This is a genomic window from Amycolatopsis sp. NPDC049688 (assembly GCF_040674975.1).
Taxonomy (GTDB): domain Bacteria; phylum Actinomycetota; class Actinomycetes; order Mycobacteriales; family Pseudonocardiaceae; genus Amycolatopsis.
In genome coordinates this window covers 25,208-38,958 of sequence record NZ_JBFANY010000009.1, presented here as the reverse complement: position 1 = coordinate 38,958, position 13,751 = coordinate 25,208, and the positions used below count along the sequence as shown (strand labels likewise).

The 13,751-nt window shown below is 73.8% G+C and carries 11 protein-coding genes; 6 read left to right on the top strand and 5 right to left on the bottom strand.

The annotated features are described in order from the left end of the window. Positions 1–43 precede the first annotated feature (43 nt). The 3 genes from AB0J55_RS26805 (at position 44) to AB0J55_RS26795 (ending at position 3,764) form a co-directional block, all read left to right on the top strand. Entirely contained in the window at positions 44–1,861 is a 1,818-nt protein-coding gene (locus AB0J55_RS26805; RefSeq protein ID WP_364253935.1) for a rhamnogalacturonan lyase, read from the top strand. A 104-nt stretch (positions 1,862–1,965) separates the two neighbouring features. Then, the gene (locus tag AB0J55_RS26800; RefSeq protein ID WP_364253932.1) at positions 1,966–2,814 is read left to right on the top strand and encodes an MEDS domain-containing protein; all 849 of its coding nucleotides are present in this window, start codon (positions 1,966–1,968) and stop codon (positions 2,812–2,814) included. Beyond that, positions 2,811–3,764, top strand: coding sequence for an anti-sigma factor RsbA family regulatory protein (locus AB0J55_RS26795; protein WP_364253929.1), 954 nt, complete (start codon positions 2,811–2,813; stop codon positions 3,762–3,764). The genes AB0J55_RS26800 and AB0J55_RS26795 overlap by 4 nt, the downstream gene beginning before the upstream one ends. Here the strand turns inward: AB0J55_RS26795 and AB0J55_RS26790 are convergent. After that, positions 3,746–4,687: a lysyl oxidase family protein gene (locus AB0J55_RS26790; protein WP_364253926.1), complete on the bottom strand. Its 942-nt coding sequence runs from the start codon at positions 4,685–4,687 to the stop codon at positions 3,746–3,748. The two genes, AB0J55_RS26795 and AB0J55_RS26790, sit on opposite strands and share 19 nt — an antisense overlap. A gap of 160 nt (positions 4,688–4,847) precedes the next feature. Between AB0J55_RS26790 and wecB the strand changes: the two genes are divergently transcribed. Further along, positions 4,848–6,008, top strand: a complete 1,161-nt coding sequence (wecB, locus tag AB0J55_RS26785) for a UDP-N-acetylglucosamine 2-epimerase (non-hydrolyzing) (protein WP_364253923.1) — start codon at positions 4,848–4,850, stop codon at positions 6,006–6,008. Here the strand turns inward: wecB and AB0J55_RS26780 are convergent. Both AB0J55_RS26780 and AB0J55_RS26775 read right to left on the bottom strand, forming a co-directional pair. Continuing rightward, complete coding sequence (locus AB0J55_RS26780) at positions 5,984–7,300, bottom strand: NAD(P)/FAD-dependent oxidoreductase (RefSeq protein ID WP_364253920.1); 1,317 nt, start codon at positions 7,298–7,300, stop codon at positions 5,984–5,986. The genes wecB and AB0J55_RS26780 overlap by 25 nt on opposite strands. A gap of 5 nt (positions 7,301–7,305) precedes the next feature. Beyond that, on the bottom strand, positions 7,306–8,136 hold the full coding sequence (locus AB0J55_RS26775) for a glycosyltransferase (RefSeq protein WP_364253917.1): 831 nt from the start codon (positions 8,134–8,136) through the stop codon (positions 7,306–7,308). 304 nt (positions 8,137–8,440) lie between these two features. On the opposite strand from AB0J55_RS26775, the gene AB0J55_RS26770 reads away from it, so the two are divergent. Together AB0J55_RS26770 and AB0J55_RS26765 are read left to right on the top strand one after the other, a co-directional pair. After that, on the top strand, positions 8,441–9,871 hold the full coding sequence (locus tag AB0J55_RS26770) for an exopolysaccharide biosynthesis polyprenyl glycosylphosphotransferase (RefSeq protein ID WP_364253915.1): 1,431 nt from the start codon (positions 8,441–8,443) through the stop codon (positions 9,869–9,871). Continuing rightward, positions 9,853–11,271 carry a putative glycoside hydrolase family 15 protein gene (locus AB0J55_RS26765; protein ID WP_364253912.1) on the top strand — a complete coding sequence of 473 codons (1,419 nt, stop codon included), beginning with the start codon at positions 9,853–9,855 and terminating at the stop codon, positions 11,269–11,271. The genes AB0J55_RS26770 and AB0J55_RS26765 overlap by 19 nt, the downstream gene beginning before the upstream one ends. A 204-nt stretch (positions 11,272–11,475) precedes the next feature. On the opposite strand, the gene AB0J55_RS26760 is transcribed toward AB0J55_RS26765, so the two are convergent. Together AB0J55_RS26760 and AB0J55_RS26755 are read right to left on the bottom strand one after the other, a co-directional pair. After that, positions 11,476–12,600 carry a glycosyltransferase family 4 protein gene (locus AB0J55_RS26760; RefSeq protein WP_364253909.1) on the bottom strand — a complete coding sequence of 375 codons (1,125 nt, stop codon included), beginning with the start codon at positions 12,598–12,600 and terminating at the stop codon, positions 11,476–11,478. Then, on the bottom strand, positions 12,597–13,706 hold the full coding sequence (locus AB0J55_RS26755; protein ID WP_364253906.1) for a glycosyltransferase: 1,110 nt from the start codon (positions 13,704–13,706) through the stop codon (positions 12,597–12,599). Before AB0J55_RS26755 ends, AB0J55_RS26760 begins: the two co-directional genes overlap by 4 nt. Between the last annotated feature and the right edge of the window lie 45 nt (positions 13,707–13,751).

Below are 13,751 nucleotides of genomic sequence, written 5' to 3'. Positions count from 1 at the left end.
CCGCTCGTCGCCTGTCGGAGCTGAACCAGGAACGGAGCAACCCATGCGCAACTCGAGCAAGCGGCTCGTCGTCGCGGCCGCGGGTGTGGTCGCGGCCGGGCTCGTCCCGGCCCCGGCCGCCGGTGCGGCCGCCGCGCCGCAGATCGACCGGCTGAACCGCGGGGTGGTCAGCGTCCACACCGCCCAGGGCAACGCCGTCGGCTGGCGGCTGCTCGCCGACGACCCGGCCGGGGTGGCGTTCAACGTCTACCGCGACGGCACCCGCGTGACCGCGACCCCGGTCAGCGGGCCGACGGACTTCCTGGACGCGGGCGCGCCCGCGGGCGCCCGGTACACCGTGCGCGCGGTGGCCGGCGGGGTCGAACGGATGTCGGCGTTCGCCGCCGAGGAATCGCTGACGTTGGACAGTGGCGTCGCCGCGAGCACCCGGGACATCCCGATCCAGCCACCCGCCGGCGGCACCACCCCGTCCGGGGAGAGCTACACCTACACCGCGAACGACGCCAGTGCCGGTGACCTGGACGGCGACGGCCAGTACGAAATCGTCTTGAAGTGGGATCCGACCAACTCCAAGGACAACTCGCAGTCCGGCTACACCGGCAACGTCTTCGTCGACGCCTACCGGCTCGACGGCACCCGCCTGTGGCGGATCGACCTCGGGCGCAACATCCGGGCCGGTGCGCACTACACGCAGTTCCAGGTCTTCGACTACGACGGCGACGGCAAGGCCGAGGTCGCGATGAAGACCGCGGACGGCACCCGGTCGGGCACCGGCCAGGTGATCGGCAGCGCGAGCGCCGACTACCGCAACTCCAGCGGGTACGTCCTGTCCGGCCCGGAGTTCCTGACGATGTTCAACGGGCAGACCGGCGCCGCGATGTCCACGGTGAACTACGACCCGCCGCGCGGCACGGTGTCCTCGTGGGGGGACAGCTACGGCAACCGCGTCGACCGGTTCCTGGCCGGGACGGCCTACCTGGACGGCGCCCACCCGAGCCTGATCATGAGCCGCGGCTACTACACCCGCACGGTGATCGCGGCCTGGGACTTCCGCGGCGGCGCGCTGACCGAGCGGTGGAAGTTCGACTCGAACTCGGCCGGCTCGCAGTACACCGGCCAGGGCGACCACCAGCTGGCCATCGCGGACGCCGACGGCGACGGCCGCGACGAGATCGTCTTCGGCGCCATGGCGATCGACGACAATGGCAGTCCACTGTGGAACACCAGGCTCGGCCACGGCGACGCGATGCACGTCGGTGACCTGATCCCCGGCCGGGCCGGCCTGGAAGAGTTCAAAGTGGACGAGGACAAGTCCAAGCCGGCCGCCTGGATGGCCGACGCGAAGACCGGTCAGATCATCTGGCAGAACCCGTCCTGCAACTGCGACAACGGACGCGGGGTCTCGGACGACATCTACGCCGGCAGCCCCGGCGCCGAGTCGTGGTCGTCCGCGGTGTCCGGGCTGCTGAACACCAGCGGCCAGAACATCGGGCGCAAGCCGTCGTCGGCGAACTTCGTCGTCTACTGGGACGGCGACGCCCAGCGCGAGCTGCTCGACGGCACCCACATCGACAAGTACGGCACCGGCGGCGACACCCGGCTGCTGACCGCCTCCGGCGTGCACGCGAACAACGGCACCAAGAACACGCCGTCGCTGCAGGCCGACCTGTTCGGCGACTGGCGCGAGGAGGTCATCTGGCCGACATCGGACAACCGGGCGCTGCGGATCTACTCGACCACGGACGCGACGAGCATCTCGCACGTCTCGCTGATGCAGGACCGGCAGTACCGCGAGGCCGTCGCCTGGCAGAACACGGCGTACAACCAGCCGCCGCACGCCAGTTTCGCGTTGGCCCGGTGACCGCGGCCCTCGGGCCGCCGGGTGTCGCTGCAGGTCGACGGCGTGGTGGCGGCGGCCCGGGTCGCCGGAACCGCGGCCGCGGTCCGGCGGCGTAGGCTCGGTCCGTGTCGAAGCCGACCGAGCAGGAGCGCGGGCCCTCGCCGCGGGCCCGCGACCACGTGTGCCGGGGTTACCGCCGCCGCGCCGAGTTCGTGGCCGAGGCGCGGGAGTTCCTGGCCGAGGGCCTGGCCGCCGGCGAGCGTGTCCTCTACGTCGCCCCGGGTGACGAGGCGGCCCTGACCGGGCAGCTGCGCGAGGACGGCCGGTGCGGGGAGGGCCTCGACAGCGGCGCGGTGCAGGTCGCGTCGGTGGACGCGGCGTACCCCACGGGCACCGTCGTGGACCCCGCCGGCCAGGTGGCGGTGTACGCCGCGGCGACCTCCGAAGCGCTGTCGGCCGGGTTCACCGGGCTGCGGGTCGCGGCCGACGCGACGTCCCTGGTGCGCACGCCGGCCCAGGTGGACGCCTTCGCCCGCTACGAGCACCTGGTGGACCACTACATGGCCGCCCATCCGATGGCGGCGATGTGCGGCTACGACGTCGGCGAGCTCGGCGGCGAAGTCGTCGCGCAGCTCGCCTGCATGCACCCCTGCGCCAGCGAGGGCGCGACCCCCTTCCACCTGCACGGACACGGGCGGGACGGGAGCGCCGCCGCGCTGGACGGCGACCTCGACCTGGAGTCCCGCGGGCTCTGGCCGCTGGCCCTGGAACGCGCCGGCCTGCGGGCTTCGGCGGGCACGATCGCGATCGACGCCGCCGGGCTCGGGTTCGTCGACCACCGCAGCCTGTTCGAGCTGGCCGACTACGCCGAGCGGCACGCCACCACCGTCGTCCTGCGCACGCGCCTGACCACCCCGGCCCGGCTGGTCGAGCTGCTCGGCCTGCCGGGCGTCCGCGTGGAGCGTGCCGCGTGAGCGCCGCCCGGGGATACGACCACGCCGCCGTCCACTACACCTCCGACGCCGAGCTGCTCGCCGTCGCCGTGCCCTTCCTCGAAGGCGGCCTCACCGCCGGCGAGCCGACGCTGGTGTCGCTGGAGCCCGAGCGCGCCGAACTGGTGCGGGACGCCCTGCCGTCGTCGGCGCCGGTGGACTTCCTGGTCACCGGCGACCTGTACGCCCGCCCGGCGGCGGCGATCCGGTCCTACCGCGAGCTGATGGCCGGGCTGGTCGCCGGCGGCGCGGCCGGGATCCGCATCTTCGGCGAAATCCCGCAGGCGGCGATCGACTCCTCCTGGGACCGGTGGGCCCGGTACGAGTCGGCGGTCAACCACGCCTACGACCAGTTCCCGCTGCGCAGCATCTGCGCCTACGACACGCGCACGACACCGCGGCACGTGCTCGACGACGTCGCCCGCACCCACCCCTTCGTCGCCACCCCCGGCGGCGGCCACCACACCAACGCGGGGTACGTCGACCCGCTGTCGTTCCTGGCCGTCCAGCGGCCGATGACGCCGTTGCCGATCGAGCTGACCGCGCCCCTGGCGGAACTGGCCGACCCCCGGCCGTCGGCCGCACGCCGGGCCGTCACGGCCGTCGCCCCGGCCGCCCTGGCCGACGGCGAACTCGACGACCTGGTGCTGGCGGTCAGCGAGATCGTCGACAACGCACTGCGCCACGGCCGCCCACCGGTCCGCATGCGGATCTGGGCCGACGCCGGGCACGTGGTCGTCACCGTGCACGACACCGGCGCCGGACCGGACGACCCGTTCGCCGGCCTGCTCCCCGCCGACCGCCGCGTCGGCGGCCGCGGGCTGTGGATCGCGCACCAGGTCTGCGCCCAGGTCACCCTGCACCACGACGACACCGGCTTCACGGTTCGTCTCGTGGTGGGCCGGTTGCCGGTTCAGGCGCAGCGGGGCTGACCGGGGCAGTTGCGCAGGAACCGGACCACCGGGGCGGCCGTGAGCGGCTGTCCCGGCTTGGGCATCCCGCGCGGCCAGCCGATGGACACCGCGACGGACGAGGAGTTGTTGCGGTAGTCCGTCTCCAGCAGGGTCCGGTCGGCGTTCACCGTGTTCACCAGGTCGTACGTCCCGGCCGGGACGCGGGTGATGTCCAGCCACTGGAAGTCGACGGTGTACTTGTAGTCGTCGCCCGCCCCCACCGAGATCCCTTCGAGCACGTCGAGGGCGCTGGGGTCGTGGTGGCGGCACATGTTCTCGCGCAGGGTCGCGGCGAGGTCGGCGTCGGGACCCGTTCCGCCCGGCACGTGGGCCAGGCGGCCGGCGTCGGCGACCGGGAAGCGGTCGCCGAGGCAGAACCCGTTCTTGCGGTCCGTCACGACGGTCAGGCCCTGCGGGGAAACCAGCGTGAAGTGCTCGAAATTCATCAGGTGCCAGTGCTGGTGGGCCGGCGCCGGCTCGTAGTACGTGAACGCGTGGGTGGCGCGCTGCGCCGCCGGGTAGCCGGCCGGGATCGAACCGTCGGTGCTGCTGCGCAGCGCCTGGCGGACGGTCATGTTGTCCACCTTCGTGCTGTCGCGGCGGCCGAAGAGCAGCAGCGGCCCGTCGCCGACGTTCTCCTCCGCGCTGGTGAACCGCAGCCGGACGGCCTTCGCCACGGACGCGTCGACGCAGGGGCCGTTGGGCGTGGCCGGATCGAGCACCGGGCAGACGTCCCAGGCCGTGCACGCCGCCGACGATCCGGTGCTGCCGCCAGGGCACCCCGGCACCGCCTGGCGCAGATCGGGGAGCAGGAAGTCCGGGCCCTCGCCGGCTTGCGGAGCGGAGGCGGAAACGACGGCCGAAAGCCCGACGACCACCAGTACCACGAGTTTCTTGAGCAAGAGGGGACCGTCCTGTCCGGTATTCCGACGGGGTCATTCTAGGGCCCGCGCAATTCCCGGCGGCGACACCGCATTGTCACTCGATCGACTGAGTCACCACCGGTTGCGCGGTTCCGGTGAGTAGCGTGCGGGCGAACTCCCCACCCGGAAGGATCCGCGCATGCCGACGACCACCGCAGATTTCCTCGCTGCAGCCCCGGAATCGCCGCCGGACGGCGGTGGCGGGGTCACGCTGGTGTGCGGCACCCGGCCGGAACTGATCAAGCTCGCCCCGCTGATGCGGCTGCTCGGGGACGGCTGCGCGGTCGTCTACACCGGACAGCACTACGACCGGTCGCTCTACGCGCGCATCCGCGCGGACCTGCCGCCGTCGGACCGGTTCTGCGAACTCGGCGTGGGGGCCGGCCGCCGCGGCGGCCAGCTCGGCCGGACGGTGAGCGCGGTCGACGAGGTGCTGGCGGAGCGCCCCGGCCGGGTCGTGGTCGTGCAGGGCGACACGACGTCCGCGCTCGCCGGCGCGCTGGCGGCCAACGCGCACGACCTCCCGCTGGTGCACGTGGAAGCCGGGCTGCGCAGCCACGACCGGGCGATGCCCGAGGAACACAACCGCGTGCTGATCGACCACCTCGCCGACCTCTGCTGCGCGCCGACCGAGCTGAACCGCGCGAACCTGCTGGCGGAAAACTTGCCCGAGGGCCGGATCACCGTCACCGGCAACACGGTCGTCGAAGCGCTGCGGACGGCGTTGCCGCCCGCCGAGGACCGGCGTTCCGTCCTGGCCGCCCGCGGCCTGGCGCGGGACCGGTTCGTGCTGGCCACCATCCACCGCCCGGAGAACGTCGACGACCCCGGGCGGCTGGCGGTGATCCTGCGCGAGCTGGGCCGCCTGCCGCTGCCGGTGGTGTTCCCGCTGCACCCCCGCACGGCCAAGCGCGTCGAGGAGGCCGGCCTGCGGCCGCTGCTCGACCGGCTCGTCGAGCTGGAACCCCAGGCGTACCCGGCCTTCCTCGCGCTCGCCGCGGAAGCCGCGGTGATCGTCTCCGATTCCGGTGGCATCCAGGAGGAAGCGAGTGTCCTCAAGCGACCGGTGGTCGTGGTCCGGCGGAGCACCGAGCGCCCGGAGATCGCGGGCACGTTCGGGACGCGGGTGCTGCCCGGGCCGGCGATCGGCGCGGAGGTGGCCCGGTGGCTCGACGACGTGGCCGGCCACCGGGAGCGCCTGCGGCAGCTGCCGTCACCGTACGGCGACGGCACCGCCTCCGCCCGGATCGTGGCGGCGCTGGGTTCGCTGGCCGGTCACCGGGCGGCGACCGCCGGCTGATCCTCCCGCGCGGCCGGGATCCGGCGGGTGACGTCGTTCGCGAGCGCCACGCTCGAGTTCCAGCTCGTCACGTCCGGGTACACGTGGGCGGTGGTGGCCAGCAACAGGTTCGTGCCCTCCACCGTCACCGGCGGCCGCGCGGCGAGATAACCGAGCGGGTACACCGGTTCCACGAACGGCGCCTTGAACACCCGCACCTGTTCGATGCCGTCCGGGCCGAGCTCCGGGTACAGCCCCCGCAGCTGGGCCGACCAGCGGGCGGCGATCGCCGTGTCGTCGTCGAGGTACAGCTGGGAGTCGCGGTCGGTGTAGTGCATGACGTACACGAGGTGGCGGCCGCCGCACGGGCCGGCCAGCGCGGACATCGCGACCACCCCGTCGAACTCCGTGCCCGAGTGCAGCACCGGCGTCCAGTAGTGCTCGGTGACCGGCTCCCGGAGGAAGAACACGCCGGCGACCACGCCCTGGTACGGCAGGTCGGTCGTGGGCAGCCGGGCGGCGAGCGCGTCGTCGGCGATGCGGCGCAGCAGGGGCAGCGGCACGGTCGAGACGACGTGGTCGGCGTCCAGCACCTCGCCGCCGGTCAGGGTGAGGACCGCGCGGCCGCCCGTGCTGTGCAGCCGCCGGACCGGCGCCGACGTGCGCACGACACCGCCGGCCCCGGAGATCGACGCCTCGAGCGCGTCGATGATCGTCTTGTAGCCGCCGTCCGGGTAGCCGCGGGTGGCGACGTTGCGCTCGCGGCCCAGCCGCTGCCACAGGTACAGCGCGGGAACGTCCCCGAAGGACGGGCCGAACTTCGAGCCGAACATCGGCGCGAAGAGGCGCTCCCAGACGACGTCGCCGTACAGCCCGCGCAGCCAGTCCTCGGTGCGGAGCGTGTCGAGGTCGCGGCCCTGCCCCAACCGGCGCAGCAGCAGCGAAACCACGCCGAAGCGGACGCGGTCGGGCAGCCGCAGCGCGGAAAACCGGAGCAGGTCGAGCGGGGAGTTGAACGGGTGCCGCCGGCCTTCGACGACCATGCCCATCGTCGTGTCCCGCCACTGCACGGAATCCCGCAGGCCCAGCTCGCCCAGCAGGGCCAGCAGGCTCACGTCGGTGGGCATGATGCAGTGGTAGAACCGCTCGACCCACCGGTCGCCGTCGGCGAAGAAGGTGCCGAGGCCGCCGAGCTGGTCGCTGCTCTCCAGCAGGGTCACGCGGGTGCCGCGGCGGACGAGGCGGTGGGCGGCGGCGAGGCCGCAGATGCCGCCGCCGATCACGGCGACGTGCGGGGAGCCGGGATGGGTCACCGAGTTCACAGCTTCCGGTAGGGCGCCGGGCTGAGCCGGTCGCGGGCGAGCAGTTTCAGGTACTGGACGAGTGTCCGCCGCAGCTTCAGCTTGCTGGGGCCCTGTTTGCGGTCGTACCGCAGGGCCAGCGGGACCTCGGTGATCACCGGGCGGCAGTGGCGGAGCTTCAGCAGCAGCTCCACCATGCAGGCGAAGCCCTGCTCCTCGATGAGCCGTTCGCCCCAGTGGGCCGACGCCCGGGCCAGCAGCGACGCCCGGTAGGCGCGGTAGCCGCTGGTGAAGTCGCGGACGCCGTCGACGTCGAGGGCGCGGTGGAACAGCTGGGCCGCGCCACGGGACAGCAGCCGCCGCCCGAACGGCGCGGTCCGGTCGTCGCCGCCCGGGACGAACCGCGAGCAGATGGCGACGTCCGCGCCGGCGGTGATCTCCGCCTGCAGCGCGCGGATCAGCGCCGGGTCGTGCGTGTCGTCGGCGTCCATCACCACGACGACGTCGTCGGGGCTCGCGTCTTCCAGCGCCGCCCGGAGCCCGGACTGCACGGCGCGGCCGAGCCCCAGGTTCACCAGGTGCCGCACGACGCGGACGTCGAGCCCGCCGTAGCCGGCCTCGGCCACGGCGACGGTGGCGTCGGCCGAACCGTCGTCGACGACCCAGACGGTGACCCGCTCGGTGCGGGCCACCTCGGCGAGCCGCCGCAGCAGCGGCGGCAGGGACGCTTCTTCGTTGAACGCGGGCAGCACGACGTGCGCCCGTCCGCCGGTCCGGCCCCCGGTGGGATCCGGTCCGGTGCGGTCCGGTTCGGACAGTGTGGCCAGGATTGTCTCTTCGCGCGCCACGGTTCCCCTCGTCTGGTAGTGCTTCTCACCCGGCCGGGATCGGGTTTCGTGCGGCCGTCGAAATCTATTCGGCTATGTTGTGTGGTTTCTTTAGCAGGCACGGAAGTCCCCCGGAAGGATAGGCGTGATCGGAACTACTGGGTGTTTCCAAAAATCACCGGATCGGGTGGCTCACGTTTATCGAACGGGTGGATCTCCGGCGATAGCCGCAGAAATTCACTCGAAAGTGCCGGTGTTGCCTCGAATGGCTGAGTCGTGAAGAAAGCGAGAATGGAACTCTCATGTCGAGCAGGGGTCGAGGCCGGTGACTGAACTCAGGGACACGATCGTCTCGGAAGCGGTGCCGGTGCCGCGGCGCACCCGGCCGGGCGTCCGGCCGCGGGACACCGTGCGCACCCGCCCGCTGCTGGCCCGGGTCAACGCCGTGGCCGTGCTGCTCGCCGCCGTCGACGGCGCGGCGTGGCTGACCGCGGTGCTGCGGACCGGCCCGGGCGCCGTGTGCGCGGTCGTGACCGCCGCGGCCCTCGCCGGCGCCCGCGTGGCCGGCCGGGTCCACCGCCGCCGCCTCTGGCTGTCCTGGCTGCAGGACCTCCCGCGCTCGGTCACCGCGACCGCGCTGGCGTTCGCGCTCGTCACCGGCGCCGGCCTGCTGGCCGGGGCGGACGGCGACGACACCGCGCGGATGCAGGAGGTCGTGCTGTGCTTCGCCGTGGTCAGCGAGGCGGTCCGGCCGGCGGTCTTCGCGTTCGGCCGGTGGGGCCGCCGCCGGCTGCGGCGCTGCGACCGGGCCGTCGTGGTCGGGTCCGGCCGGATCGGCGGCGAGCTGGTCCGGACCATGCTGGAGCACCCGGAGTTCGGGCTGCTCCCGGTCGGCGTCGCGGCGTCCGGCCCGGACCCGGTGCCGGCGGGCCTGCCGGTCGAGCGGATCGACGGCGACCTCACCGGGGCCATCGCGCGGCTGCGCGCGGGCACGGTGATCCTCGCCCCGGCCGACGACTCCGACGGCGCGATCGTCGACGCCGCCATCACCGCCCACCGCCTCGGGTGCGTCACGCTGGTGCTGCCGCACCTGTTCGAGCTCTGCCCGGACGGGCCGGGCGTCGACCGGCTCCGCAGCTACCCGCTGGTGTGGCTGGGCGGCGCGCCGACCCGGCGGCCGAGCTGGTGGGTCAAGCGCGCGGTCGAGACCGCGCTCGCGGCGGCCGCGCTCGTCGCCCTCGCCCCGGTCATCGCGGTCTGCGCGCTCGCCGTGGCGGCGGAAAGCGGCTTCCCGGTCTTCTTCCGGCAGGTGCGCGTCGGGATGGACGGCGGCACGTTCGTGCTCTACAAGCTGCGCAGCGTGCGGCAGGCCGCCGTCGACGATTCGCAGACGCGCTGGTCGGTGGTCGGCGACCACCGGGTCGGGCCGGTCGGCCGGTTCCTGCGCCGGTCCTCTTTGGACGAGCTGCCGCAGCTGTGGAACGTCGTGCGCGGGGACATGTCCCTGGTCGGCCCGCGGCCCGAGCGGCCGGTGTTCGTGCACGAGTTCTCCGCCGTCCACGACCTGTACTGGGCGCGGCACCGGGTGCCGACCGGGCTGACCGGCCTGGCCCAGGTGCACGGGCTGCGCGGAGACACCTCGATCGCGGACCGGGCGCGCTACGACAACTACTACATCGCGAACTGGTCGCTCTGGCTGGACGTCAAGATCGTCATCCTCACGGTGGGAGAACTGCTGTGCCGCAGGCAACGCTGACGCGCCGGCACCCGGTGGCGCGCTGGTCGGCCGTGGCCGTGCTGCTGGCCGGCTGCCTGACCGGCTGCGCCTCGAGCGCGGCGCAGGAGATTTCGGCGCCGCCGCCGAAGCCCCTCGCCCCGTGCGCGTGGTGGTACGGGATCGGCAAACCCCCGACGTCGGCGGAGATCGAGTCCGCGGCCCACCGCTACCAGGTCGTCGTGCTCAACGCCGACCAGGGCGCGGCCATGCGCCGCCTGCGCCAGCTCAACCCGCGGGTGCAGGTGCTGGTGTACAAGGACCTGTCCAGCACCCGCAACTACCCGGGCGCGGTCGACGGCGGCCAGGACGCGGTGTACCTGCCGAGCGGGATCGGCTACGTCGACGCGCAGGAGCACCACCCGGACTGGTTCGCCGTGGACGTCAACGGGAGGCGCATCGAGTGGCAGGGTTACCCCAAGCACTGGCAGATGACGGTGTGGAACCCGGACTACCAGCAGGCGTGGACCGACGCCGTCGTCGCGGAGGTCAAGCGTGAAGGCTGGGACGGCGTGCTCGCGGACAACGACTTCAACTCGTTGAGCCACTACTCGTCCGCGGTGCTGGCGGGCACCGCGAACGTCGCGGAGACCGACCGCAAGCTCCGCGACGGCCTGGACGCGTTCCTGTCCAAGGCCGGCGACGCCCTCACGAAGGCGAACAAGGTGCTGGTGCCCAACGTCTCCGAGACGCACCTGATGCCGGGCCGCTGGACCGCGCACTCCCGCTTCGGGGGCGCGATGGAGGAGAACTTCGGGTTCCGCGAGGGCGGCGGCACCGGCGGGCTGCTCACCTTCCGCGGCAACGAGTTCCAGGAACTGCGCGCGCAGGCGGCCCTCGGCGAGTCGATGCTGCTGCTGGTGACGCGGACGCACAACGAGCGGGAGGAGCGGGCCGGCTACGCGAGCGCGGCCCTGCTCGCGGGTCCCCGCACGTGCTGGACCCGCGCGACGACGGACGACTACCGCAATCCCGAGTGGTCGGCGTTGCAGGACAGCGGGCTGGGGGAGGCGGTGGACGCGGCGAGCCGCCTGTCGAACGGCGTCTGGTCGCGGACGTTCACCCACGGCTGGATCGCGGTGAACACGACGGCGGCGACCCAGACGGTCACCCCGCCGCCGGGCCTGATCATCCCCGGCGCCCCCACCCTCACCCAGACCCCCACCTCCTCTTCGCCCCCGCCTTCTCCTACGCCTACGTCTACGCCTTCTCCTTCGACCTCGACCTCGGCTTCGCCCACGTCCACGTCCACGCCGGCCCCGCCCCCGCTCACCCTGGCGGCCGCGGACGCGGCGATCCTCGTCGACCCGCCCCAGGTCATGTCCCGAGCCTGGCGCATCAGCCGGGACGAGTTCCGCGTCGGCACCCTCTGGGCCCGATAACCGAGCCCACCCACCGTGTCGACTCCCCAATCACACGTGATGACCCTTCAATCACGTGAGATGACTCCCCAATCACGCGAGTTCCGCCTTCGATCACCGGAGTTCCGGCCCGGATCACCTCGGTCCCGTGAGCCGGGGTCATCTCGTGTGTCTGGAGGGTCAGCTCTCGTGATCAGAGGGGCATCACGCGTGACTGGAGGGGCATCACGGGTGGTGGGCTGGGCGGGGCGCTCCGGTCAGGCGGTCGTAGAGGGCCAGGTGCCGCCGGGCGCAGGCTTCGGGGCGGTAGCGGGCGTGGGCGCGTTCGGCGAGGAGCCGGCCGACGCGGCCCGGGTCCGGCTCGGCGAACAGGGCCCGTAGCCGGGCGGCGAGGGCCGGGACGTCGCCCGGCGGGGCCAGGAACGCAGGCGCGCCCGGGACGTCGAGCATGGCCGGGACGCCGCCGGTGGCCGTGGCCAGGACCGGCTTGCCCGCGGCCATCGCCTCGGCCACCACCAGCGGCTGCTGCTCCATGGTGGACGGCAGGACCAGCGCGTCCGCCGCGGCGAGGAGCGCGGGGACGTCCGGCCGGAAGCCGAGGAACGTCACGCGCCCGGCCAGCCGCTGCGCGGCCCGTTCCGCCTCGGCGCGCTGCGGGCCGTCGCCGACCACCGTCAGCCGGGCGTCCGGTGGCAGTACGCCCGGCAGGGCCAGCGCGGCGAGCAGGTCGAGAATGCCCTTGCGCTCCACCAGAAGCCCGGCGAAGACGAGGTGCCGCACCGGCCCGCGCGGTGGCTCCGGCTCGGCGGGGGAGACGCAGTTGTCGATGTGCACCAGCCGGCCGGCGGGCACGCGCAGGCGGCGGCGCAGGAACGTCCCCATCGCCTCAGCGGGCACGACCGTGCGGTCCAGCACGCGGGCGACCACCGCGTCCGCCGCCAGCACGGTCCGGGTGTACGCCGACGGCCCGGCCGCCCCGCGGTCGCCGCGGAACCACGGCTCCGCGACGTCGTCGGGCACGCCGTGGTAGGTCTGGACCAGTGCGGGCCGCCGGCCGCGGGCGAAGCGCAGGCCGGCGGTCACCAGGCCCGCGCGGCGGTCCTGGGCGTGCACGACGTCGGGCCGCCACGCCCGGATCGCCGCCCGGGCGCGGCCCGCCGCCGCGAAGTCCTCCTTTTCGGACACCACGAGTTCCTCGTGCAGACCATCGATTGTGGACGCTCCCCGCGCGGGCACCGGGCCGAAGACCCGGACGTCGAGGCCGTCGGCGGCCAGCGTCGCGGCCAGCCGCACGGTGACGTCGACCGGGCCGCCCCGGTCCTGGGTGAGCAGAAAGGCGATGCGGGTCACGGGCGGCGCTCCGGCGGGGTGAGTTTGTCGACGAGGGCGGCGACCTGGTCGGTCATCCGGCCGCGGTCGAAGGACAGTTCCACGCGGCGGCGGCCGCGTTCGCCTTCGCGCCGGGCGAGCCCGGGGTCGGCGAGGCGCGCGGCGACGGCGTCGGCGAGGCGGGCGAGGTCACCGGGCGGCAGCACCGCACCGGCGTCGGCGACGCTCTGGCGCATCCCGCCGACGTCGAACGCGACGACCGGCCGCGCGCACGCCATCGCCTCCAGCGGTACCAGGGCCATGCCCTCGGCGCGGGAGGGGAGGACCACCACGTCCGCGGCGGTGTACCAGGTGGCGGGGTCGTCGGTGTGGCCCGGCCAGCGCACCGAGTCGTGGCCCGCGACGGGGTGCCGGTCGCGCCAGACGGGACCCATCGGGCCGTCGCCGGCCAAGACGAGCCGGGCGTCCGGCAGCCGCCGCAGCACCGCGGGCCAGGCGGAAAGCAGCTGGTCCTGGCCCTTGAGCTCGGCGAGCCGGCCGAGGCAGACGGCGATCGGCGCCCGTTCGGGCAGCCCGAGCCGCCGTCGCGCCGCGGCCCGGTCGCCCGGGGCGAAGCGGGCGGTGTCGACGCCGTTGCAGACGACTTCGGCCTCGGCGGTCACCCCGGCGGCGCGGCCGGCGGCCAGTTCGTCGTCGCTGACGCAGACGACGAGGTCGGTCCACCGCGAGGCGAAGCGTTCCCACGCGGCGCAGGCGCGGCGCAGGGGGCCGCCGGCGGTCTCGAAGGACCACAGGTGCGGCTGGAAGACGGTCGGCCGGCGGCCGCGCACGGCCAGCCGCCCGGCGAGGCCGGCCTTGGAGCTGTGCAGGTGCACGACATCCGGGTCGAGGACGCGCAGGAGCCGCCGCAGCCGGAAAGCTTCGGTGAGCGAGCGCGGACCAGGGCTGCGAAGGGCAGCCCAGGCGCGCACGTCGATCCCGAGCTCCCGGGCGCGCTGGGCGAGCCAGCCGGCCGGCGGGCAGGCGATGGTGACCTCCCAGCCGCGATCCCGTTGCGCGACGGCCAGTTCCAGCACGACGACGGCGACCCCGGCGGTCACCGGTTGAGAGACGTGGACGATCTTCACGGGCGGTCCCCTCGGCGAGTTCCGGCGGTCGGCGGCACGGCACTG

What these genes read in the sequence shown, in the direction of transcription:
- AB0J55_RS26805 (WP_364253935.1), top strand. Translation starts at nt 44, where the DNA reads ATGCGCAACTCGAGCAAGCGGCTCGTCGTCGCGGCCGCGGGTGTGGTC.
- wecB (WP_364253923.1), top strand. Translation starts at nt 4,848, where the DNA reads ATGCCGACGACCACCGCAGATTTCCTCGCTGCAGCCCCGGAATCGCCG.